Here is a 24317-nt window from a genome sequence, read left to right as displayed (position 1 = left end):
TTAGCGGCGGATTACGCCGACACTCAAGCCTTCGATCACCAGTTCCTGATCTTTCAGGTCGACTTCGATGGGGGCAAATTCAGGGTTTTCTGCTATCAGCCAGACTTTGCTGCCTTCACGCTTGAAGCGTTTGACGGTCACTTCATCGCCGATGCGGGCGACGACAACCTGGCCATTACGCGCTTCACGGGTGGTGTGGACTGCCAGAAGGTCGCCGTCGAAAATGCCAATGTCCTTCATGCTCATGCCGTGCACGCGCAGCAGATAGTCGGCACGTGGGTGGAAGAATGCCGGATTGATGTTGCAGGATTCTTCAATGTGCTGCTGGGCAAGGATCGGCGCGCCGGCTGCGACTCGGCCGATGATGGGCAGGGTAGAGTCGTCGGCCTTGGCTTCGAAACCTGGGATTCGAATGCCGCGAGAAGCGCCCGGGGTCATTTCGATGGCGCCCTTGCGGGCCAGTGCCTTGAGGTGTTCTTCCGCAGCATTGGGCGATTTGAAACCCAGTTCCTGAGCGATTTCCGCGCGGGTCGGCGGATAGCCATTGTCTTCGAGGCAACGTTTGATGAAGGCCAGAATCTCGGCTTGGCGTGGCGTCAGCTTTAGCATAATGATCGCTCTGTCTTTTTATACAGTGACTGGGATTATATACAGTGAAGCGGTCTTGGCAATGCCCGTTTTTTTGCAGGCCGCCGGACGGTCGGCAGACGTGCTTATTAATGCACTGGCCTTGTGTGGTTAAATAGCTGACCGACCATTCCCAAAACGAACAGGCAGGCTTGACAAGGCACAGGCTGAAACGTATGTTTCAAACAAGTGTTTGTCAGGCGGAGTAGCCATGGCCCAGTCGGAAACCGTTGAACGCATTCTTGATGCTGCCGAGCAGTTGTTCGCGGAGAAAGGTTTCGCTGAAACCTCATTGCGTTTGATTACCAGCAAGGCTGGCGTCAACCTGGCAGCGGTGAACTATCATTTCGGCTCCAAGAAAGCGCTGATTCAAGCCGTTTTCTCGCGATTCCTCGGGCCGTTCTGTATCAGCCTCGATAAGGAACTGGAGCGACGCCAGGCCAAGCCTGAAAACAAGCCGACCCTCGAAGAGTTGCTGGAAATCCTTGTTGAGCAGGCGCTCGTGGTCCAGCCGCGCAGTGGCAATGATCTGTCGATCTTCATGCGGTTGCTCGGTTTGGCGTTCAGCCAAAGCCAGGGGCACCTGCGTCGTTATCTGGAAGACATGTACGGCAAGGTGTTCCGCCGTTACATGCTGCTGGTCAACGAGGCGGCGCCGCGCATTCCTCCGATAGAACTGTTTTGGCGCGTGCACTTCATGCTCGGTGCGGCGGCGTTCAGCATGTCCGGCATCAAGGCTTTGCGTGCGATCGCAGAGACCGATTTCGGCGTTAACACCTCCATTGAGCAAGTCATGCGCCTGATGGTGCCGTTCCTTGCCGCAGGCATGCGCGCAGAGACCGGCGTCACCGACGCTGCCATGGCCACCGCGCAGTTGCGCCCGCGCAGCAAATCAACGCCGGTAGCCGCCAAGGTTTGACCGCACACGGGTGGGCGCGGCAGCTTGTATCCGCTAAGCTAGCCGCCCATGCCGACTCTCGTTCTGAACCCGTTCTCTATCGATATCGCTGACCTGCCGGGCACTGCCTTCGGTGGCGATCTCGTGCGCAACGGGTTTTTCGTTTTCAAGGAATCTCTATGACTGCTGGCCTGCAAGGCTCGTTGATGGTGGACGTCGCCGGTACCTGGTTGACGGCCGAAGATCGCCAATTGTTGCGCCAGCCCGAAGTGGGCGGCCTGATCATTTTTGCCCGCAATATCGAGCATCCGCGCCAGGTGCGTGAACTCAGCGCGGCGATCCGTGCGATTCGTCCGGATCTGCTGCTGGCGGTGGACCAGGAGGGCGGCCGCGTGCAGCGTCTGCGCCAAGGCTTTGTGCGCCTGCCGGCCATGCGCGCCATCGCCGACAATCCGAACGCCGAATATCTGGCCGAGCAATGCGGCTGGATCATGGCCACCGAGGTGCTGGCGGTCGGACTCGACCTGAGTTTCGCCCCGGTGCTCGATCTGGACTACCAACGCAGCGCCGTGGTTGGCACGCGTTCGTTCGAAGGAGATGCCGAGCGCGCCGCTCTGCTCGCCGGAGCCTTCATCCGTGGCATGAACAGCGCCGGGATGGCCGCCACCGGCAAGCACTTCCCTGGTCACGGCTGGGCCGAAGCGGACTCTCATGTCGCGATCCCGAATGACGAGCGAAGCCTCGACGAAATCCGCGCCAACGACCTCGTACCCTTCGCCAGACTCAGCAAGCATCTGGCTGCGGTCATGCCAGCCCACGTTATCTACCCGCAAGTCGATTCGCAGCCCGCCGGTTTCTCCCGCCGCTGGTTGCAGGACATCCTGCGCGGCGAGTTGCAGTTTGACGGCGTGATCTTCAGCGACGATCTGTCGATGGCCGGCGCCCATGTGGTCGGGGACGCCGCCAGTCGTATCGAAGCGGCACTCAGTGCCGGTTGCGACATGGGCCTGGTGTGCAACGACCGCGCCGCCGCCGAGTTGGCCCTGAGCGCCGCACAACGGATGAAGGTCAAGCCATCGGCGCGCATCGCGAGGATGCGTGGTCAGGCGTTCGCCAGCACCGACTACCGTCAGGATCCGCGTTGGCTCACCGCTATCGGCGCGCTGAAAGAAGCTCAACTGATCGATTGAGGATTTTTCGCTATGACGGTTTACGCAATCATCGGTGGCACCGGCCTGACCCAGCTTGAAGGTCTGAGCATTCGCCAATCGCTGGCGGTGGACACCCCTTACGGCGCGCCGTCGGCCGACGTGCAAATCGGCGAATATGCCGGCAAGGAAGTGCTGTTCCTTGCCCGTCACGGCCACCCGCATCGTTTCCCGCCGCACAAGGTCAACTACCGCGCCAATCTGTGGGCTCTGAAGCAGGCAGGTGCCGAAGCGATCATTGCGGTCAATGCCGTTGGCGGGATTCATCCGGCGATGGGCACCGGGCATTTCTGCGTGCCACATCAGATCGTCGATTACACCAGCGGGCGCGAGCACACTTACTTCGCCGATGATCTGGAACATGTCACCCACATCGATTTCAGCTTCCCCTACAGCGAGCCGCTGCGTCAGCAATTGATTGCTGCGGTGGCCGCCGAAGGTTGCGAGTACAGCGATCAGGGTGTTTACGCCTGTACCCAAGGCCCACGCCTGGAGACTGTTGCCGAGATCGTGCGACTGGAGCGTGATGGTTGCGACATCGTTGGCATGACCGGTATGCCGGAAGCGGCACTGGCTCGCGAACTGGATCTGGACTATGCGTGTCTGGCGCTGGTGGTGAATCCGGCAGCGGGCAAGACCGCCGAAGTGATTACCATGGCCGAGATCGAGCAGGCGTTGCATGACGGGCTGGGGAAGGTCAAGTCGGCGTTGGCGCGGTTGTTGGCTGGCTGAAGGGGTGAGAAACGCATGACGACAATCATCAGTCAGCTTCACTCGCTGCCGTGGACTGAGGCATTCAGCCGTAATGCTCTGGCCAAGGCTCGCGATTACGCCATCGAGGATCGGATAGAAATCCATTTAGTCGATGACGAGATGATTGAGGCGGCCTGCGCGGGTTCTGAAAACTACGTCTATCAACAGATCATCTACTTGATTAAAGATCAGCAGGAGCAATTCGGTCTGCGTTGCTTTTGCTCCTGTCCGGTCGAGATCAACTGCAAGCACAGCGCGGCGGTGCTCTTTCACTTGCAGGCTCGCGCCGATAAAGCGCCTGAAAGTGATGCCCCGGTTCAACTGAGCCGATCACTGGAACATTGGCTCTCCAGTATTCCTGTGGCGACCCAGCAGACTGAAGAAACCTCGCAAGCGGCCAGTACGCGGCTCTTTTACAAACTCAATGCAACACCGGTGCCGGGCAAGTGGCTGGTAGAAATCTTCAAGGTCTACCAGCTCAAGAGCGGAGAGCTGCGCGACGTCAAACCGTTGTTCTCGCTATCAGACATGCTGATGCGTCAGCCCGGTTATCTGACCGAACTTGATCTGCGAATTGCCAGGCTGCTCGTGGCCATGCACTCCCATCATGCCTATTACAGTGGCTATCCGCTGGAGGGCAGCAGTGGCGCCGAACTGCTCGAAATGCTGTTGAAAACGTCGCGCCTGTATCTGGATTTTGAAGTGTTGCAGCCGCTGACTGCGGGCGCCAGAAGAAGCGCGCAGTTTGCCTGGGCCGAACAAGCCAATGGCAGTTTTCGCCCGCAATGGAGCAGCGATGAGGCGTCGGTGGAAACCGTACTCGCGCTGGAGCCGCTGTATTATCTGGATCGCGAGCGGCACCACATCGGCCCGCTGTTTAACGAGCTCGATGAGAAACTCGCCTGTCATTTGGCATTGGCACCAGAGATTCCGGCCCGCCAAGCGATGCAGTTCAGCCATCGGATGAGTGCGGCAACGCAAGTGGCCCCGCCGCACCAGCTCACGGAGCGGATCGTCGATGATGTGTTGCCCAAGGCTCATCTGACCCTCGCCAGCGGCAAACGCTACACGCGCTGGCAGTACGAACCCGAGCATCGTGCAGCTTTGCTGTTCACCTACGACGGTCATCCCGTCCAGGATCGCAACCCGCAGGTGATGGTTCTTGCGGGCGTTGAAACCCTGCGTATTCAGCGTCAGCCTGCTGCCGAAAAAGCCCTGCGTCAGCAGCTACAGAAACACGGCTTCAAGAAGGCCACGCGCAAAAGCAGCGTTGATCATCCGGGTGAGAGATTTGACCTGCCCGATGATTCGACGTGGCTCACCTTTGCTCAAAATGGCATTCCCGCATTGCGCGAGGCAGGCTGGCAGATTGACGTCAGCAAGAACTTCCATTTCAACGTAGAGCCGGTCGAGCATTGGTACGCCGAGGTTGAGGAAGAGTCGGGACGGCAGTGGTTTGATTTGCAATTAGGGATTGTCGTTAACGGCGAACGCCACAGCCTGTTGCCGATTTTTCTGCACCTGTTGCGCACTCATCCACTGCTTCTCGATCCAGCCAGACTCGCTCAGCGCGGTGATGATGAGCTGCTGTTGGTCGAGTTGGGTGCCGGTCGCTTCAGCAATAACATCAGTGGCAAAGTCGCCCTGCCTTTTGGCCGGGTCAAACCGCTGATGGCCACGCTCAGTGAGTTGTATCTGGGCAATCATCTCGGCGATAAATTGCGCTTGAGTGCTCCCGATGCAGCGCGCCTGAGTTTGCTTGAAGGTGTATCGCTCGATTGGCAGGGTGGCGAGCGGCTGCGCAATTTTGCCAAGCGCCTGCGTGAGTCAACTCATACGCAAGTCGCCGCGCCGGCCGGACTCAACGCGCAGATGCGACCTTATCAGCTCGAAGGCCTCAACTGGATGCAAACCCTGCGCGAGCTGGAGGTTGGCGGCATTCTCGGTGACGATATGGGGCTGGGTAAAACCTTGCAAACCCTGGCTCACCTGTTGACTGAAAAGCAGGCCGGGCGGCTTGATCATCCGGCGTTGGCCGTGATGCCCACCAGCCTGATCCCCAACTGGCTGGACGAGGCACTGCGTTTCACGCCGCAGTTGAAGGTGCTGGCGCTGCATGGCACCGCGCGGAAAAAAGACTTCGCCAGTTTTGCTGAATACGATTTGGTGCTGACTACTTACGCCTTGCTGCCCAGGGATCTTGAAGTTCTGCAGCCGCGGCTATGGAGCGTGCTGATTCTAGATGAGGCGCAGAACATCAAAAATCCGCTCAGCAAGGCAGCTCAAGCCGCGCGTGATTTGCAGGCCCGTCAGCGCTTGTGCTTGAGCGGCACGCCGCTGGAAAACCACTTGGGTGAGCTGTGGTCGCAGTTCCACTTCTTGATGCCCGGTTGGCTCGGCGACAGCAAATCCTTCAATCGCGACTACCGCACGCCGATTGAAAAGCACGGCAACGCCGAGCGCATGCAGCATCTGACGGCGCGGATAAAACCCTTTTTACTGCGCCGCAAAAAAGATCAGGTGGCGACCGAGTTGCCGCCGAAAACCGAGATTGTCCATTGGGTTGATCTGAGCGACGGCCAGCGCGATGTCTATGAAACGGTTCGTGTGGCAATGGACAAAAAAGTGCGCGACGAAATTGCCCGCAGTGGCGTGGCGCGCAGTCAGATCATCATTCTGGATGCCTTGCTCAAGCTGCGTCAGGTCTGTTGCGACTTACGCCTGATCAACATGCCGTTGACGGCAAAGGCGCTGCGCTCCGGGAGTGGCAAGCTGGTCAGCCTGATGGAAATGCTCGAAGAGTTGCTGGGCGAGGGGCGCAGGATCCTGCTGTTCTCCCAGTTCACCTCGATGCTGGCCTTGATCGAGCAAGAGTTGCAGCAACGTGACATTGCCTATTCGTTGCTGACCGGTGAAACCACGGATCGGCGCACACCGGTGAAGGATTTTCAGGGCGGCAAGGTGCCGCTGTTTCTGATCAGTCTGAAGGCCGGGGGTACCGGTTTGAATCTGACCGCTGCGGACACGGTTATCCACTTCGACCCTTGGTGGAACCCGGCGGTGGAAAATCAGGCAACCGATCGTGCGTATCGAATCGGGCAAAACAATCCGGTGTTCGTTTACAAGCTGATAGCTCGTGGCACGGTAGAGAAAAAAATACAGGCGTTGCAGCAGGAGAAGGCTGCATTGGCTGTGGCGGTGCTCGAGGGTGGCACGACGGGGGGATGGAAATTGGAGCAGAGCGACATCGAGGCATTATTTGCGCCGTTGCCTGTTGCCAAGGGTTGATTGCCTAAGCCGGATACCAATATTTGATGGCCCCATCGCTGGCAAGCCAGCGATAGCTATTTAACAGGCGACGAACATCTCAGCGCTTGTCGAGCTTATCCGGCAACGGCGCAAACAACGCTTCAATATCGTCATTCTGCAATTTCCAGTCGCCAGCCTTGCGTCCATCCAGAACGCCCGCAGCCAAGTCGGACTTTTCCTTCTGCAGATGCTGAATCTTCTCTTCGACCGTGCCCCGGGCAATCATCTTGTAGACGAACACCGGTTTCTCCTGGCCGATCCGGTACGCGCGGTCAGTTGCTTGATTCTCGGTCGCCGGGTTCCACCACGGATCGTAGTGAATCACCGTATCCGCTTCGGTCAGGTTCAGACCTACGCCGCCGGCTTTCAGGCTGATCAGAAAGATCTGACGCTTGCCGCTCTGAAATTCCTTCACCGGCGTGCGCCTATCCCGGGTTTGGCCGGTCAATAAGGCGTAAGCGACATTGCGTTTTTTCAACTCGTTCTCGATCAGTGACAGCATCGAAGTGAACTGCGAAAACAGCAGAATCCGCCGACCCTCTTCGAACAACTCCTCAAGCATTTCCATCAGGCTGTCGAGCTTGCCCGAGGTGCTGCCGCGGGCGGGCAGGGTGGCGTCGTTGACCAGGCGCAAATCACAGCAGACCTGACGCAACTTGAGCAACGCCTCAAGAATGATGATCTGGCTGCGCGCTACCCCTTTGCGCGTGATCTCGTCGCGGACTTTCTTGTCCATGGCCAAACGCATGGTTTCGTACACGTCGCGTTGGGCTTCGTTGAGATCGACCCAATGGATGATTTCAGTCTTCGGCGGCAGTTCGGTGGCCACCTGCTCTTTAGTGCGGCGCAGCAGAAACGGCTTTATCCGACCGTTGAGGTGCTGAAGTCTGACTTCACTGCCGCGCTTTTCAATCGGCACTCGGTAATCGGCGTTGAAGCTTTTGACGTCGCCGAGCCAGCCGGGCAGCAGAAAGTGAAACAGCGACCACAGTTCGCCGAGGTGATTCTCCAGTGGCGTACCGCTCAGGCACAGGCGCTGGCGCGCATTCAAATCGCGGGCCGCTTGAGCGGCTTTGCTGTTCGGGTTCTTGATGTATTGCGCTTCATCCAGCACCAACACATGCAGCGGCTGTTTGGCCAGAATCTCGACGTCCTTGGGCAGCAGCGCGTAGGTGGTGAGGATCAAGTCGAAGTCGGCCAAATGCTCGAAGTGCTTCTTGCGGCTGGCGCCATATAGCGCCACGACTTTCAGTTGCGGCGTAAAGTGCGCCGCTTCATCGAGCCAGTTCGGAATCAGGCTGGTAGGCATCACCACCATGCACGGCCGATCCAGGCGTCCAGCGTTTTTCTCGCTAAGAATATGCGCCAGAGTCTGTAGGGTTTTGCCCAGGCCCATGTCATCCGCAAGAATCCCGCCGACTTCCAGTTGCCGCAGCGATTGCATCCAGCTCAAGCCTTCAAGCTGATAGGGGCGCAGCGTCGCGTTCAAGCCTTCTGGCGCTTCTGTGCTGAAATCACGGATGTCGCGCAGGCGCTGGGCGAACGTGCGGATCTGCTCGCCGCCTTCCCAAAGCAGCGGAATGCCTTCCAGCGAATTCAGGCGTGTGGCGTCGGCCTTGCTCAGGCGCAGGGTGGTTTCGCCGGGCTCTTGCAGATAGAACTCGCCCAGGGTCGCCAGCACCGGTTTCAGTCGGCCCAGCGGAAGCGCAACCTGCAACGGCCCGTGTTCGATATTGCGTTGGGGGACATTGACCAGAATCAGCTCGTCGTCGCGCCGGCGCGCGAGGCGTTCCGGATTGAGAATCTCGGCGTGCGAGCGCATCAGATTGAGCAGAATCGGCAGCAGGCTCAGGCGCTCGCCGTTGACGATGATGCCCAGTTCCAGATCAAACCAGTCGCGCTCCGGTGCCTGTTCGACGGTGGCGTACCAATCATCGACTGCGGTCAGGTCGAAGCCGAACTCCTCATCGATCTGCAATTCCCAGCCTTGCGTGCGCAGCTTTGGCAGATCGTTGAGGGTAAAGGTCAGCCATGCGCTGTCATTGACCATCTCGTAGAGTTCGCCGGCGCTTTCCGGGAGTGCTTTGCTTTGGCGCGTGGCGATGCGGAAACCGAGGATTCGTAACTGTTCGCGGTAGGACTGTTCGACTTCCGGATGGCGTTTTATCCGCAGTGTCTGGGTTTCCTGACGAATCAGGATGTCGCTGTTTTTCTGCCCGCTGACGTATTCGTCCAGATAACTGAACGACAGCGCCGCGCGATGTTGAATGTAGCGCTGCATCTTGCCGTTGCGCGGCTCGAAAGCGCTGAACTCGACACTGGCCAGCCACAGGCGCGGTATCGGTTGCACGTTGTCGACCAAAACCTGCGGCGGCGCTTTCGGGCTGCGGTTTTCCAACACGGCCTGAAGTTTTTCCAGTAGTTCGGCGTCTTTGGCGGCGGCGGGGTAGTCGAGGGTTTCCTGGATTTTCAGCAGCACCGCTGCGCAGTGCTTGCAGTTGCTGCGAACCGGGCAAGTGCATGCCGCGTCGACCAGCAGCAAAGTGCTTTTTGCCGACTCGCGCAGTTGAATGGTCTGACGGTAGACGTTACCGCCAGAGCCTTCGCAACTGGCTGTAATGGTCGCATCGCCGACTTGGGCGATGCGTACCCGGTTTTCCAAAGCGTAGCGGCGGCCACGCTCCAGGCTCTGTTCCTTGAATCGGCTGACCCAGGAGGGTGCCAACGGTTTACTCAGGGGCGCGGACATAAGGACTTCGGTCAGTCCGGAATGGCTTCAGGCGCTTCCCGTGGCGCAGGCGCCGTCAGGGAAGTGATCTTGATCAGCAGGGCCAGGTGGCCGTTGTCGAGATAATTGAGTTGGCCGTTTTTGGTGTGACTGTCCTGTTTCAGGCGCTCACTGGCGGTGACCATACCGTTGCTGTCGATCTGATTGACCCAGAAGTCGGCAGCCACGTCGGTGAAACGCCCGAGTTTCATCTCAAGCGTGCCCTCGATCGGGAACTGGCCGAACTGCTCCTGGCCGTCGCTGACCGCTACTTTCGCCGGTGCCTCGCCGAGGGTTTGCTTCCAGGCCCTGTGCATCAACACGCTGTACTCCCCGCTGGCAGTGAGCTTTGCGGCAACTTCACCCAGTGCGGGCGTGCGCTTGGTTTCATCGCCAAGTCGTTGTGCGCCGGCGGCCCAGTCTTCCGGCGCGGCGCGGCTGACAATGGCCGGTACGGCGTTCTGACGGACCAGAATCATTTCGACCTGATACGTGTCATCGGCAAACGCCGTGGGTGCTACCAAAGTCAGTAGCAAAGTCAGTGAGCGAAACAGGCGCATGCGGCGTCCTTCAAGCAGTTTTCGGAATGAGGCGCTCGAACAGCGCCTCTACAGTATTAAAGCGCTCTTCCGGGCGCTCCATCGGCACCTGAAACTTGAACATCGTGGCGCCTTCGAATTTGTAGCGTTTGGGCTGGCTCTGGATCAGTTTGATCAAGGTCATCGGGTCGACCGGCGTCTGCGCGGCGAACTCGATACGGCCACCTTGCGGGCCGCCATCGACCTTCTTGATGCCCAGCTGTTCGGCCTGCAGTTTCAAGGCCGTGATGCGCACCAGATTTTTGGTCGGTTCCGGCAGCAGGCCGAAGCGGTCGATCATTTCCACTTGCAGATCCTTCAGGCCTTCCTCATCGATGGCCGAGGCGATGCGCTTGTACAGGATCAGACGGGCGTGGACGTCCGGGAGATAGTCTTCCGGAATCAGTGCCGGAACCCGCAGGTTGACCTCCGGGCCACCGCCGAGCGGTTGATCGAGGTTCGGCTGCTCGCCCTTACGGATTGACTTCACCGCGCGCTCGAGCATTTCCATATACAAAGTGAAGCCCACAGCCTGAATCTGGCCGCTCTGGCCATCGCCAAGCAATTCGCCGGCGCCACGGATCTCCAGATCGTTGGTGGCCAGCACGAAACCGGCGCCGAGATCCTGGGTATTGGCGATCGCCTCCAGACGTTTTTCCGCGTCCGAAGTGATTTGCTGGCGCGGCGGTGTCAGCAAGTACGCGTAAGCCTGGTGGTGACTACGCCCCACGCGACCGCGCAACTGGTGCAGTTGCGCCAGGCCGAACTTGTCGGCGCGCTCGATGATGATGGTGTTGGCGCTCGGCACGTCGATGCCGGTCTCGATGATGGTCGAGGCGATCAGCACGTTGAAGCGCTTGTGATAGAAGTCGCTCATCACCTGTTCGAGTTCGCGCTCGCGCATCTGCCCGTGACCGATGCCGATCCGCGCTTCCGGCACCAGTTCGGCCAAATCGGCGGCGCATTTCTCGATGGTCTTCACGTCGTTGTGCAAGTAGTAAACCTGACCGCCACGCAACAGTTCACGGAGCAGGGCTTCTTTGACCGTGCTTTTGTTCTGTTCCATAACGAAGGTGCGCACCGACAGGCGTCGGGCCGGTGGCGTAGCGATGATCGACAGGTCGCGCATGCCCGACACCGCCATGTTCAGCGTGCGCGGAATCGGCGTAGCGGTCAGGGTGAGGATGTCGACTTCGCTGCGCAGGGCCTTGAGCTGTTCTTTCTGGCGCACACCAAAGCGGTGTTCTTCGTCGATGATCACCAGGCCAAGGTTTTTGATCTTCACATCGTCGGAAAGCAGCTTGTGCGTGCCGATGACGATGTCGATCTTGCCTTCTGCCAGATCAGCGATTGCAGCATTTACTTCCTTGGTCGATTTGAAGCGGCTCATCACTTCCACGGTCACCGGCCAGTCGGCGAAGCGGTCGCGGAAGCTGTTGTAGTGTTGCTGAGCGAGCAGGGTGGTCGGCACCAGAATCGCCACCTGGCGGCCGCCGTGCACGGCGATGAACGCCGCACGCATGGCCACTTCGGTCTTGCCGAAACCAACGTCGCCGCAGACCAGACGATCCATCGGTTTCGGCGCGAGCATGTCTTCGCGCACGGCTTCGATGGTGGACTGCTGGTCCGGGGTTTCTTCGAACGGGAAGCCTGCGCTGAACGTTGCGTAGTCGGCCTTCGGGTCGGCGAACGCATAGCCTTCGCGAGCGGCGCGGCGGGCATAAATGTCGAGCAGTTCGGCGGCGACGTCACGCACCTGTTCAGCGGCTTTGCGCTTGGCTTTCTGCCAGGTCTCGGAGCCGAGGCGATGCAGCGGGGCCAGCGCATCGTCACTGCCGGTGTAACGGGCGATCAAGTGCAGGTTGGCGACCGGCACGTAGAGTTTGGCGTTCTCTGCGTATTCGAGCGTGAGGAACTCGGCAGCCTGATTGTCGATTTCCAGAATCGTCAGGCCCAGATAACGACCGACGCCGTGGTCAATGTGCACCACCGGTGCGCCTTCACGCAGCTCGGTGAGGTTCTTGATCACCGCATCGTTGTTGCCGTCGGCACGCTTCTCGCGGCGACGACGCTGCATCACGCGTTGACCGAACAGCGGACTTTCCGCGACCAGTGCCAGCGCCGGATCGTCGAGCATCAAGCCTTCGTCGAGCGGGGCGATGGTGATCGCCAGGCGATCCTTGCTCGCGACGAAGTCCGGCCAGCTGTCGACGGTTTTCGGCCGCAGCTTCAAGCGTTCGAGCAACTCCAGCAGGACTTCGCGACGGCCCGCCGATTCGGCGGTGAACAATACGCGGCCAGGGAATTCGTCGAGGAAGGTCGAAAGTGCCGCCAACGGTTGTGTGGCTTTGGCTTCGATTGCCAGGTTCGGCAGTGCCTGCGCCGGGAAGCGTTCGCGGCCGACCCCGGTTTCCACGTCCTGCTGACTGGCAACTACGCGTGGCCAGTTCTTGAGTCGTGCAAAGCAGTCTTCCACCGGCAGGAACAATTCCGCAGGAGGCAATAGAGGACGCGATGGATCGACGCGGCGCTCTTCATAACGGTTACGCACGTCGTTCCAGAAGTTCTCTGCCGCTTGTTCGATGCCCGGTAGCGAGAACACTTGCGTGTCCTGGGGCAGGTAATCGAACAGGGTCGAGGTTTCGTCGAAGAACAGCGGCAGGTAGTACTCGATACCGGCCGGGGTGATACCGCTGCTCAAATCCTGAAAGATCGGGCAGCGCCGGAAGTCGACGTCAAAACGCTCGCGGAAACGCGCCTTGAAGCGAGTGACCGCATCTTTTTGCAGCGGGAACTCACGTGCCGGCAGCAGCTTGACCGAATCGACCTTGTCGATGGAGCGCTGGTTTTCCGGATCGAAGGTGCGCAGGGTTTCGATTTCGTCATCGAACAGGTCAATGCGATACGGCAGTTTGCTGCCCATCGGGAAGAGATCGATCAGCGCGCCGCGAACCGTGAATTCACCGTGCTCATAAACGGTGTCGACGTAGCGATAGCCACTGGCTTCAAGTCGCGAACGCATTTGCTCGACATCGAGCTTCTGGCCGACGTCCAGTACCAGGCTGCTGCCGAGCAGGAATTTGGTCGGCGCCAGACGATGCAGGGCCGTGGTGATCGGCACCACCAGTACGCCATGCGCCAGTTCCGGCAGCCTGTACAGGCTGGCGATGCGCTGGGAAATGATGTCCTGGTGCGGCGAAAACAGGTCGTACGGCAGGGTTTCCCAGTCGGGGAAATGCAGAACGGGCAAATCCGGGGCGAAGAAACTCAGCTCCTGTTCCAGCCGTTCGGCACTCTGGCTGTCGGCGGTCAGTAGCAGGGTGAAGCGCTTGGCAGCGCTGGCAGCCTCGGCAATCGCCAGGCTCAGGGCGGCACCGGGCAGATTGCCCCAGTGCTGTTTACCTGCCTCGGCAGGGAGAAGCGGTAGACGCAGAACAGGCACGGAAGGTTGAGCTCCAGGCGTTGCGACAAAGTCGGTAATTGTAGCGGCGTCCGATGCTGCCTGTCAGTTGCAGACTGCGTCTATCTTCACTGTTTGCGCAAAATGTAGTGGTAACCATAAAAAAGAGCACTTTTTTTGGGGTTATGTAGTGCCGAAACGGGGTGGTGTTACGGAGGGTTACAGACATCGTCTAACAGTCGTCGAAAAATTGACTGTGCTGGAGGCCCCGGTTTTACTGGGCTGGCGAGGGGCGTAATTTTTTTGAACGGAATTTTGTTACCGATTGCGCGACAAGCGCGCATTGCTACAAGAGGCTCGCGGCGGCATAATGTAGCCCCTTTTTTCTGCCCCTACATGTGGAAGGTTCCCGTGACTCAGAAGCCCGACCAGTGTCTTGGTGAATGGATCGACCGTGAAGCACTCGCAGAAGCGATGATCCCGCTTATCGGTCAGCTCTACCGCAATAACAACGTGGTGAGCTCGATCTATGGCCGCAGCCTGATCAACCAGTCTGTCATCGCGATTCTCAAAGCTCACCGCTTTGCTCGCCATCGTTCTTCCGACGATAGCGAACTCTCCGTCCACGAAACATTCCCACTGCTCAAAGCCATGAGCGAGCTCAAGCTCGGCGCGGCTTCGGTGGATCTGGGCAAGTTGGCGTTCAAATTCCGCAACGAAGCCAATGGCCGCACTGCCGAGCAGTTCGTCCGCGAAGAAATGGCTGACGTGGTTGGCCAGCAAAACGCTTCGGCCCGCAAAGGCACTGACGTTGTACTGTACGGCTTCGGTCGTATCGGCCGTCTGCTGGCGCGCATCCTGATCGAGAAAACCGGTGGTGGCGACGGTCTGCGTCTGCGGGCCATCGTGGTGCGCAAAGGCGCCGACAACGACCTGACCAAGCGCGCCAGCCTGCTGCGTCGCGATTCGGTACATGGTTCGTTCAACGGCACCATCACCATCGACGAAGAAAACAACACCATCACCGCCAACGGTAACCTGATTCAGGTGATCTACGCGAAGAACCCGACCGAGGTGGATTACACCCAGTACGGCATCAAAGACGCGCTGCTGGTGGACAACACCGGTGTATGGCGTGACGCTGATGGCCTGGGTCAGCACCTGGCGTGCCCGGGTATCGACCGCGTTGTTCTGACCGCGCCTGGCAAAGGCAAACTGAAGAACATCGTTCACGGCATCAACCACGGTGAAATCACCGCTGACGACAAGATCGTGTCCGCTGCTTCCTGCACCACCAACGCCATCGTGCCGGTGCTGAAGGCTGTGAATGACAAGTTCGGCATCATCAACGGTCACGTCGAAACCGTTCACTCGTACACCAACGACCAGAACCTGATCGACAACTTCCACAAGGGCGATCGCCGTGGTCGTTCCGCTGCGCTGAACATGGTAATCACCGAGACCGGTGCTGCCACCGCTGCTGCCAAGGCTCTGCCTGAGCTGGCCGGCAAGCTGACCGGTAACGCGATCCGTGTTCCGACGCCGAACGTGTCGATGGCTATTCTCAACCTGAACCTTGAGAAAGCCGCTACCCGTGAAGAGATGAACGAGTACCTGCGCTACATGGCGCTGCACTCCGATCTGCACAAGCAAATCGACTTCGTCAATTCGCAGGAAGTGGTATCCACCGACTTCGTTGGCTCGCGCCACGCCGGTGTGGTCGACGCTGAAGCGACCATCGTTCAGGACAACCGCGTTGTTCTGTACGTCTGGTACGACAACGAGTTCGGCTACAGCTGCCAGGTTGTTCGCGTGATGGAAGACATGGCCGGTGTAAACCCGCCAGCATTCCCGCGCTAAGCCTTAGCTGCAAATGAAAACGCCCCGACTTTGGTCGGGGCGTTTTTTTATGCCTGGTAAATCTCTGTTGCCTGTTCCGGCCTCATCGCCAGCAGGCTGGCTCCCACACTGGATCTTTGTCGTTCACAAATCCCCTGTGGGAGCGAGCCTGCTCGCGATGGCGTCCTATCGGGCGCCGCCAGCAACAGCCGCTTGCGCAGTGCGCAGTTCATGCTTGTTGCCCCGGAACAACACCAGCGTCGCAATCAACCCCAGCACCGCCGCACCACTGAGCCAGATCCCCGGCGCAGCCTTGTTGCCCAGCACATGAATCAGATAAGTGCACGCTGCCGGTGTAAAACCGCCGAAGGTCGCAGTCGCCAGGCTGTAGGCCAGCGAGAACCCGGTTGTACGCACTTCTACCGGCATGATCTCGGTCAGCGCCACCACCATCGCGCCGTTGTACGAGCCGTACAGGAAAGACAGCCACAACTCGACGATCAGCAAATGGCTGAAGCTCGGATTCGCCACCAGCCACGAAAGGGCAGGGTAAGCGGTCAGAATCGCCAGAATCGTCGCTGCCAGCAGTAGGGGTTTGCGTCCGATCTTGTCAGACACCGCACCCATCACCGGCAGCCAGAAGAAGTTCGACAGGCCGATGCACACCGTTACCAGCAGCGCATCCAGATCCGACAAATGCAGTTCAGACTTGCCGAAAGTCGGGGTGTAGGCAGTGATCAGGTAGAACGACACCGTGGTCATCACCACCAGCGCCATGCCGGCGAGCACGATGCCGAAGTTCTGGCCAATCGAGCGGACGATTTCCTGCAAAGTAGGGCGATGCTTGCGCGCCTGGAATTCCGGGGTTTCCTCCAGCGAGCGACGAATCACGAAGATCACCGGCACGATCATGCAGCCGATCAGAAACGGCACGCGCCAGCCCCAATCGCCCATTTGCTCCGGGCTCAGCCAGTGGTTGAGACCGACGCCGAGCAGGCCAGCGAACACCACGGCCGCTTGTTGGCTGGCGGACTGCCAACTGACAAAAAAGCCTTTGCGGCCCGGCGTGGAAATTTCCGCCAGATAAACCGAGACGCCGCCCAGTTCAACCCCCGCCGAGAACCCTTGCAGCAAGCGGCCAAGCAACACCAGCAAGGGTGCGGCGACACCGAGCGTCGCGTAGCCGGGGACGCAGGCAATCAACACGGTGCCGGCGGCCATCATCGCCAGAGTGATGATCAGGCCCTTGCGACGGCCATGGCGGTCAATGTAGGCGCCCAGAAAGATTGCGCCGAGTGGGCGCATCAGGAAACCGGCACCGAAGGTTGCCAGCGAAAGCATCAGGGAGGCGAAGGCGCTGTCTGTAGGGAAGAAAGTCTTGGCGATCGCCGTGGCGTAGAAGCCGTAGACCATGAAGTCGAACATTTCGAGAAAATTGCCGCTGACAACGCGAAAAATCGCCTTGCCTTTGCCGGTCGTTGAAGACATTTCTGGATACTCACTTTAAATCTTGTAAGAAAGCGTTTCGCTCGTATCCCATAATGGCCGGCGTGCTTTTGCGGGGAGATGAAGAATTGTTAACTGGACGGTGGCAGGGGGTTGTGGTGTTGGCGGTCGTCTTGTCCGGCTGCGGCAATGGCGACTCCATGGAGAGCATTGGCGGTCCGACCATGGGCAGCACGTATTCGATCAAATACGTACGTCATGCAGGTCTTGCTGATCCTGCACAAGTTCGCCGCGAAGTGGAGGGCATCCTCGCCGAAGTCGATCGGCATATGTCCACTTACCGCAGCGATTCGGACATCGAGCAATTCAACGCATTGCCCGCCAATAGTTGTCAGAAGATGCCCGCTTCCGTACTCGAATTGGTTCGGATCGGTGAACAGCTGTCAGAGCAAAGCGAAGGTTCCTACGACCTCACCGTCGAACCGCTGATGAATCTCTGGGGCTTCGGCCCGCAAGGTCGCGAAGAAAAAGTCCCAAGTGCTGCTGCATTGGCCGAGGTGCTGCAACGGGTCGGTCATCAGCATCTGCGAATCGATGGCGATCAGTTGTGCAAGGACGCCGCCGTTGAAGTCGACTTCAACAGCGTTGCCGCCGGTTATGCCGTCGATAGGATTGCCGCACGACTCGACGCCATGGGCATCCACGATTACCTCGCCGAAGCCACGGGAGAGCTCAAGGCCAAGGGCAAAAAACTCGATGGCTCACCATGGCGCATTGCCTTGGAAGAGCCCCGCGATGATCAGCGAGTCGCCGAGCGCATCATCAATGTCGATGGCTACGGCGTTTCCACCTCCGGCGATTACCGCAACTATTTCCTGCGAGATGGCCGGCGCTATTCCCACACCTTCGATGCGCGTAGCGGCGCACCTTTCCTACATGATCTTGCGTCAGTCACGGTGATTCATCCTTCAGCGTTGATGGCCGATGGACTATCGACGCTGTTGCTGATTCTCGGGCCTGAAAGGGCTTGGGACTATGCCGAAAAACACGACATTGGTGCATTCTTTGTGATTCGTGCCGATACAGGTTTTGTTATCCGCACCAGCAAGGCTTTCGAGCGGTTCAGTGGCGTAAAAACTGACTGAGGACAATACGAAAGCTGGCGTTGTAGTGCAGGCAAAAGTAGCCTACGACGCGACCAAGGGTTAATGTGCGCGGCGTTGACGCTTCTATAGACTGTGTCCGGGTTCATTACTGGCCCCCAATTGTTCCTTCGCGCCGCCGTTCGGCGTGATTTAGCCGCAGGTGCTGCTGGCACCGCGGCCTGTTCTGAGGAGTACGCATGGCTGTCTACAACTACGACGTGGTGGTGCTGGGTTCCGGCCCGGCGGGAGAAGGCGCGGCAATGAACGCCGCCAAAGCAGGGCGCAAGGTCGCGATGGTCGACAGCCGTCGTCAGGTCGGCGGCAACTGCACCCACCTCGGTACCATCCCGTCCAAGGCACTGCGTCACTCGGTGCGGCAGATCATGCAGTTCAACACCAACCCGATGTTCCGGGCCATCGGCGAGCCACGCTGGTTCTCCTTCCCGGACGTGTTGAAAAGCGCCGAGAAAGTCATCTCCAAACAAGTCGCCTCGCGCACCGGCTACTACGCCCGTAACCGCGTCGACGTGTTTTTCGGCACCGGCAGCTTCGCCGATGAGCAAACCATCGAAGTGGTCTGCGCCAACGGCGTGGTCGAGAAGCTGGTGGCCAAGCACATCATCATCGCCACCGGTTCGCGCCCGTATCGCCCGGCGGACATCGATTTCCACCATCCGCGTATCTACGATAGCGACACCATCCTCAGCCTCGGCCACACCCCGCGCAAATTGATCGTTTACGGCGCCGGCGTGATCGGTTGCGAATACGCCTCGATCTTCAGCGGTCTGGGTGTACTGGTTGAACTGGTGGATAACCGCGGTCAGTTGCTGAGCTTCCTCGACTCGGAAATCTCCCAGGCGTTGAGCTACCACTTCAGCAACAACAACATCACCGTGCGCCACAACGAAGACTACGATCGTGTCGAAGGCGTGGACAACGGGGTGATCCTGCACCTCAAGTCCGGCAAGAAGATCAAGGCCGACGCCTTGCTCTGGTGCAACGGCCGTACCGGTAATACCGACCAGTTGGGTCTGGAAAACATCGGCGTCAAGGTCAACAGCCGTGGCCAGATCGAAGTCGACGAGGCTTACCGCACCTGCGTGCCGAACATCTACGGTGCCGGCGATGTGATCGGCTGGCCGAGCCTGGCCAGTGCCGCCCACGACCAGGGCCGTTCGGCCGCTGGCAGCATCGTTGATAACGGTAGCTGGCGCTTTGTGAATGACGTGCCGACCGGCATTTACACCATTCCGGAGATCAGCTCGATCGGCAAGAACGAGCAGGAACTGACCCAGGCCAAAGTGCCGTACGAAGTCGGCAAGGCATTCTTCAAGAGCATGGCGCGGGCGCAGATTGCCGGCGAGCCGCAAGGCATGCTGAAGATCCTGTTCCACCGTGAAACCCTGGAAGTGCTGGGCGTTCACTGCTTCGGTTATCAGGCGTCGGAGATCGTGCACATCGGTCAGGCGATCATGAACCAGCCGGGCGAGTTGAACACTCTGAAATACTTCGTCAACACGACGTTCAACTACCCGACCATGGCCGAAGCCTATCGGGTAGCGGCGTACGATGGCCTCAACCGGCTTTTTTGACGGGCTCCGGCCGGTGGCCTGAGCCGGCCGGGGAGACCGATTTCAGCAATTCTCGAGGGTGGCAGTGGCCAAACCGGGAAAGTCTGTAATCAGGCTGTCAACGCCGAAGTCGGCGAGTCTGCGCATCAGCGCAGGCTCGTTGACGGTCCACACCGACACATGCAGCCCCTGACGCTGCGCCTTTTGCAGGCGTTCCGGCGTACACAGCGTCCAGTTCAGCGCAAGAATCTCACAGCCGTAGCTCTGGGCGACCTTCAACGGGTCGAGCCAGGCGTACTCGGCTACCAGTCCGCGTGACACGTCCGGCACCAGATCCAGCGCAGCTTTCAGTACTTCGCGCGAACTCGAGGTGATCGTCACCTTGTCCAGCAGGCCGTGGCGCTGAGCCATTTCACGAATTGCCAGCACCGTGGTTGCGGCGCGGGTGCGTGAGGCGCTTTTCACTTCAAGCTGCCAGTGCTCGAAATCACACTTTTCGAACAGCTCTTCCAGCGTCGGAATCGGGCACGGCTTGATCCAGCCCGGGCCGCCCTTGCGCGCGTCGTACGTCACCAGTTCGGCGGCGCTGTGCTCGACGACTTTGCCGCGACGCTCAGTGGTGCGTTTGAGGGTCGGGTCGTGGATGACCATCAACTCGCCGTCCTTGGACAGGTGCAAGTCAAGTTCGCAGCGGCGCACGCCGTGCTTGAGACATTCCTGAAAACTGCTCAGGGTATTTTCCGGTGCTTCGCCCTTGGCGCCGCGGTGGCCGTAGATGAGGGTCACGGTTCTTCCTTAATTTAAATGCCTGATTCGTTCTGTTCGCGGGCCAGACGTCGTTCCTGGGCCTGCTTCTGCAAGATATAACGAGCGAGCAGTTGGCGTTGGGCATCGGTCAGGTGTTCGAACTCGGTGCCGACGTCATAGCCGTCGCCCTTGCGGTCGCAATGGGTGACGCGTGCGCGTAACAGCAGGCCCAGCGCTTGCGGCATCAGCACCAGTTTCACCGACAGATGCGCGTCGGTAGCGATTGGCGTCGGATACTGAAAGTCGATCCCGCCTTCGGAGATGATCACCGGTTGCGGTTCGCCGATATGGCCGAGCACGGTCAGCGCGACCACCTGGCTCAGCAGGTCGATGCGTTTGTTCTGGGATTTCAGGAACGCGGCGATGGCCCGGTCGCGCTCGCTGATCTGGCGCAACAGGTGCTGCGACTCGAATTCGCTCAGGTGCAGTTCGCTGAGCAGGTTGAAGAGTGGGGAAGCATCCTGCAACACTTCCTGGCCTGCGGCTTCGGGAGCGGACAGGGGCCGAATTTCCAGTGCGATCGTGTCCTCGATACGGTAGTATTCGCGGCGATCTTCTTCATCTAATGTCGACATGGCGAACCCATGGTAGCGGCGGTGGTCTGAGTGTAAAGCTGGTTATCGACCCCCGCCACAAGGACGTTCCTTTTCCCTCCGAACAAGCCCCGACATGTTCAGACCTCTCTTCGTATTTATCGGCACGCGTTATACCCGTGCAAAGCGTCGCAATCATTTTGTGTCATTCATTTCCCTGACTTCGATGATCGGGCTCGCCCTTGGCGTGGTCGTAATGATCGTCGTGCTTTCGGTGATGAATGGCTTCGATCATGAGATGCGCACCCGTGTGCTGGGCATGGTGCCCCACGCGACCATCGAGTCCACTGAGCCGATCAACGATTGGCAAAGCCTGGCCACCCGGGTCAAGCAGAACCCGCAGGTGACGGCGGTTGCGCCGTTCACCCAGATGCAGGGCCTGCTGACCAACAACGGTCAGGTGTCCAAGGTGTTGCTCAACGCCATCGACCCTGCGCTTGAGCGCAATGTGTCGATCATCGACAACTTCATGAAGCAGGGCAAACTCGACAATTTGACGCCGGGCAGCTTCGGCATCGTGATTGGCGACAAGGCCGCGACCAAGCTGGGCGTGGGCATCGGTGACAAGATCACCTTTGTCGCACCGGAGGTCAGTGTGACCCCGGCCGGGATGTTCCCGCGCATGAAGCGCTTCACCGTGGTCGGCATTTTCCATGTCGGCGCCGGCGAGCTCGACGGCTATCTGGGCGTCACCAACCTGCAGGATCTGGCGAAAATGCATCGCTGGAAGCCTGATCAGGTGCAGGGCATCCGTTTGAAATTCGATGATCTGTTTCAGGCACCACGCGTAGCCTGGAATATCGCCCAGCAGCTCGGCGAAGACCATTACTACGCCCGCGACTGGACCCGTACCCATGGCAACCTGTATCAGGCCATCCGCATGGAGAAAGCCATGATCGGTCTGCTGTTGCTGCTGATCGTTGCGGTGGCGGCGTTCAACATCATTTCCACGCTGGTGATGGTGGTGAACGACAAGAAGGGCGACATCGCCATTCTGCGCACCCTCGGCGCCACGCCGGGGACGATCATGCGCACGTTCATGGTGCAAGGCACGGTCATCGGCGTAGTCGGCACAGCCATTGGCGCTGTGCTCGGGATCCTCGCTGCGCTCAACGTCAGCGCGGCGATTTCGGCTCTCGAAGGGCTGATCGGCCACAAATTCCTTAATGCTGACGTGTATTTCATTGATTATCTTCCGTCGCAGGTGCAGAGCCAGGATGTGGTCATGGTTTGCGCGGCTGCGTTGATCTTGAGTTTCCTCGCCACCCTGTATCCCGCCTGGCGTGCCGCGCGCACCCAGCCGGCGGAGGCGCTACGTTATGAGTGAGTCGGGCATGAGTGAAAAAGCAATCTTGAGCTGCCGCCACCTGGGCAAATCCTACGAGGAAGGCCCGGAGTCGGTGCAAGTGCTGGCCGGTCTGCAACTGGAGTTGCACCCGGGCGAGCGTGTGGCGATCGTCGGCACCTCGGGATCGGGCAAAAGTACTTTGCTCAACCTGTTGGGCGGCCTCGATACGCCAACAAAGGGCAGCGTCTGGCTCGACGGTGAAGAGCTGTCGGCCCTGAGCGAGAAGAAACGTGGTCTGCTGCGTAACCGCGCACTGGGTTTCGTTTACCAGTTTCACCACCTGCTGCCGGAATTCACTGCGCTGGAAAACGTCTGCATGCCGCTGCTGATCGGCACGACGCCGATCCCGGAAGCCCGTCAGCGCGCCACGGCATTGCTGGAGCGGGTAGGGCTGGGCCATCGCCTGGAGCACAAGCCGGCGGAACTGTCCGGTGGTGAGCGTCAGCGTGTGGCCATCGCCCGCGCCCTGGTGAACAAGCCGGGTCTGGTGATGCTCGATGAGCCGACCGGCAACCTCGACTCCCACACCGCCCAGGGCATTCAGGATTTGATGCTGGAACTCAGCACCTCGATGCGCACGGCGTTCCTGGTGGTGACTCACGACATGAACCTGGCTCGCCAGATGGATCGCGTCCTGCACTTGCAGGAAGGTTGCCTGACGCCCATCTGATTGGCTGAAACCCGGCGTCTGAAAAGGCGTCGGGTCTTTTATTTTTATACGGTGCCCCAGCGAATGTTCAGACCGTTATCGATCTTTATCGGCACGCGCTATACCCGCGCCAAGCGCCGCAATCGTTTTGTTTCGTTCATTTCGATGACCTCGATGATCGGCCTCGCCCTCGGCGTTTTGGCGATGATCGTGGTGTTGTCGGTGATGAACGGCTTCCAGCGTGAAATGAGCTCGCGCATCCTCGGTATGGTGCCGCACGCGACCATCGTCGGCGTCAAACCGATTGATGACTGGCAGCCCGTGGCTGCCGCTGCCATGAAAAACCCAGAAGTCACCGCCGCCGTGCCGTTCACGGAAATGGAAGGCATGCTCTCCTACAAAGGCCTGATGCAGCCGATCCAGATCAGCGGCATCGATCCGGCCCAGGAAGGCAAGGTGTCGATTGTTGCCCAGCACATCGTTCAGGGGCGTCTCGATGCTCTGAAGCCGGGCGAATTCGGCGTGGTGATCGGTGAAATCACCGCGCGTCGTTTCCGTCTGAATGTCGGTGACAAAATCACCCTGATCGTACCGGAAGTCAGCACCGCGCCGGGCGGCATCACGCCGCGCATGCAGCGCCTGAACGTGGTCGGCGTGTTCAAGGTCGGCGCTGAGCTGGACGGCTCGATGGGCCTGATCCACATGGCCGATGCTGCGACAATGCAGCATTGGGAACCGAATCAGGTGCAGAGCGTGCGTCTGGCGGTGAAAGACCTGTATGCCGCGCCGAAAGTCTCCTCGGACATCGCCGCCGGCCTCGGTGCCGACTTCAAGGCTGACGACTGGACCCACACTCAGGGCAGCCTGTTCAGCGCCATGAAAATGGAAAAAACCATGATCGGTCTGCTGTTGCTGATGATCGTCGCGGTGGCGGCGTTCAACATCATCGCGACCTTGATCATGGTGGTAAACGACAAGGGCGCGGACATCGCGATCCTGCGTACCATCGGCGCTACACCCCGGCAGATCATGGCGATTTTCATGGTGCAGGGCACGGTGATCGGGATTGTCGGGACGTTGATTGGCGGCGTGCTGGGCGTGATCGCGGCGCTGAATGTCAGCGAACTGGTGGGCTGGGTTGAGCGGGTGACCGGGCAACACATTTTCAGTTCGGATGTGTATTTCGTCAGCAATCTGCCGTCGGAATTGCAGGGCGGTGATGTGCTGTTGATCTGCTCCGCCGGGTTCATTCTGAGCTTCCTGGCGACGGTGTATCCAGCGTGGCGGGCGGCGAAGATCGAGCCTGCTCATGCGCTGAGATATTCGTAAACTCTGAAAACGCCATCGCGGGCAAGCCCGCGATGAGGCCTGTACTGCTG

General features: G+C 59.3%; 17 protein-coding genes. 10 read left to right on the top strand and 7 right to left on the bottom strand.

Annotation, left to right across the window (positions count from 1 at the left end):
• On the bottom strand, window positions 1–609 hold the full coding sequence (gene lexA, locus ACA043_RS20240; RefSeq protein ID WP_003226590.1) for a transcriptional repressor LexA: 609 nt from the start codon (window positions 607–609) through the stop codon (window positions 1–3).
• A 229-nt stretch (window positions 610–838) separates the two neighbouring features.
• On the opposite strand from lexA, the gene ACA043_RS20235 reads away from it, so the two are divergent.
• The 4 genes from ACA043_RS20235 to ACA043_RS20220 all read left to right on the top strand — a co-directional run bounded on the left by ACA043_RS20235 (window position 839) and on the right by ACA043_RS20220 (window position 6774).
• Entirely contained in the window at window positions 839–1546 is a 708-nt protein-coding gene (locus ACA043_RS20235; RefSeq protein WP_007910473.1) for a TetR/AcrR family transcriptional regulator, read from the top strand.
• Window positions 1547–1704: 158 nt separating this feature from the next.
• Window positions 1705–2715, top strand: coding sequence for a beta-N-acetylhexosaminidase (nagZ, locus tag ACA043_RS20230; protein ID WP_401271868.1), 1011 nt, complete (start codon window positions 1705–1707; stop codon window positions 2713–2715).
• A gap of 12 nt (window positions 2716–2727) precedes the next feature.
• Window positions 2728–3465, top strand: a complete 738-nt coding sequence (locus tag ACA043_RS20225) for an S-methyl-5'-thioinosine phosphorylase (RefSeq protein WP_401271867.1) — start codon at window positions 2728–2730, stop codon at window positions 3463–3465.
• 15 nt (window positions 3466–3480) lie between these two features.
• Window positions 3481–6774: a DEAD/DEAH box helicase gene (locus ACA043_RS20220; RefSeq protein ID WP_497657807.1), complete on the top strand. Its 3294-nt coding sequence runs from the start codon at window positions 3481–3483 to the stop codon at window positions 6772–6774.
• 79 nt (window positions 6775–6853) lie between these two features.
• Here ACA043_RS20220 and ACA043_RS20215 read toward each other — a convergent pair whose 3' ends face one another.
• Genes ACA043_RS20215 through mfd form a run of 3 tightly spaced genes read right to left on the bottom strand, consistent with a single transcriptional unit; the run spans window position 6854 to window position 13582 of the window.
• Window positions 6854–9544: a DEAD/DEAH box helicase gene (locus ACA043_RS20215; protein ID WP_489880938.1), complete on the bottom strand. Its 2691-nt coding sequence runs from the start codon at window positions 9542–9544 to the stop codon at window positions 6854–6856.
• 11 nt (window positions 9545–9555) lie between these two features.
• Window positions 9556–10122 (bottom strand): CsiV family protein, encoded by a 567-nt coding sequence (locus tag ACA043_RS20210; RefSeq protein ID WP_497657806.1) that lies wholly within the window; start codon window positions 10120–10122, stop codon window positions 9556–9558.
• A 10-nt stretch (window positions 10123–10132) separates the two neighbouring features.
• Window positions 10133–13582: a transcription-repair coupling factor gene (mfd, locus tag ACA043_RS20205; protein ID WP_497657805.1), complete on the bottom strand. Its 3450-nt coding sequence runs from the start codon at window positions 13580–13582 to the stop codon at window positions 10133–10135.
• 354 nt (window positions 13583–13936) lie between these two features.
• Here mfd and ACA043_RS20200 point away from each other — a divergent pair, with 354 nt between their 5' ends.
• Window positions 13937–15400, top strand: coding sequence for a glyceraldehyde-3-phosphate dehydrogenase (locus tag ACA043_RS20200; RefSeq protein ID WP_187677529.1), 1464 nt, complete (start codon window positions 13937–13939; stop codon window positions 15398–15400).
• 165 nt (window positions 15401–15565) lie between these two features.
• Here the strand turns inward: ACA043_RS20200 and ACA043_RS20195 are convergent, their stop codons facing one another.
• On the bottom strand, window positions 15566–16867 hold the full coding sequence (locus ACA043_RS20195) for an MFS transporter (RefSeq protein ID WP_401272247.1): 1302 nt from the start codon (window positions 16865–16867) through the stop codon (window positions 15566–15568).
• A gap of 53 nt (window positions 16868–16920) precedes the next feature.
• On the opposite strand from ACA043_RS20195, the gene ACA043_RS20190 reads away from it, so the two are divergent.
• On the top strand, window positions 16921–17970 hold the full coding sequence (locus ACA043_RS20190; protein ID WP_497657804.1) for an FAD:protein FMN transferase: 1050 nt from the start codon (window positions 16921–16923) through the stop codon (window positions 17968–17970).
• Window positions 17971–18167: 197 nt separating this feature from the next.
• On the top strand, window positions 18168–19562 hold the full coding sequence (gene sthA, locus ACA043_RS20185; RefSeq protein WP_007984277.1) for a Si-specific NAD(P)(+) transhydrogenase: 1395 nt from the start codon (window positions 18168–18170) through the stop codon (window positions 19560–19562).
• A gap of 42 nt (window positions 19563–19604) precedes the next feature.
• Here sthA and ACA043_RS20180 read toward each other — a convergent pair whose 3' ends face one another.
• The gene (locus tag ACA043_RS20180) at window positions 19605–20327 is read right to left on the bottom strand and encodes a glycerophosphodiester phosphodiesterase (RefSeq protein ID WP_305438872.1); all 723 of its coding nucleotides are present in this window, start codon (window positions 20325–20327) and stop codon (window positions 19605–19607) included.
• A 14-nt stretch (window positions 20328–20341) separates the two neighbouring features.
• The gene (locus ACA043_RS20175; RefSeq protein WP_489880940.1) at window positions 20342–20923 is read right to left on the bottom strand and encodes a PilZ domain-containing protein; all 582 of its coding nucleotides are present in this window, start codon (window positions 20921–20923) and stop codon (window positions 20342–20344) included.
• 94 nt (window positions 20924–21017) lie between these two features.
• On the opposite strand from ACA043_RS20175, the gene ACA043_RS20170 reads away from it, so the two are divergent.
• The 3 genes from ACA043_RS20170 (at window position 21018) to ACA043_RS20160 (ending at window position 24267) form a co-directional block, all read left to right on the top strand.
• Window positions 21018–22268: a lipoprotein-releasing ABC transporter permease subunit gene (locus tag ACA043_RS20170; RefSeq protein ID WP_497657803.1), complete on the top strand. Its 1251-nt coding sequence runs from the start codon at window positions 21018–21020 to the stop codon at window positions 22266–22268.
• 7 nt (window positions 22269–22275) lie between these two features.
• A complete protein-coding gene (gene lolD, locus ACA043_RS20165) occupies window positions 22276–22959 on the top strand; it encodes a lipoprotein-releasing ABC transporter ATP-binding protein LolD (protein WP_497657802.1) in 684 nt (227 codons plus the stop codon).
• Window positions 22960–23022: 63 nt separating this feature from the next.
• The gene (locus tag ACA043_RS20160) at window positions 23023–24267 is read left to right on the top strand and encodes a lipoprotein-releasing ABC transporter permease subunit (RefSeq protein ID WP_401266196.1); all 1245 of its coding nucleotides are present in this window, start codon (window positions 23023–23025) and stop codon (window positions 24265–24267) included.
• Window positions 24268–24317 lie beyond the last annotated feature (50 nt).

The organism is Pseudomonas sp. LBUM1648 (assembly GCF_059716145.1).
Note: the sequence above shows the minus strand (reverse complement) of the source record. Positions and strands in the feature narration are given on the sequence as shown.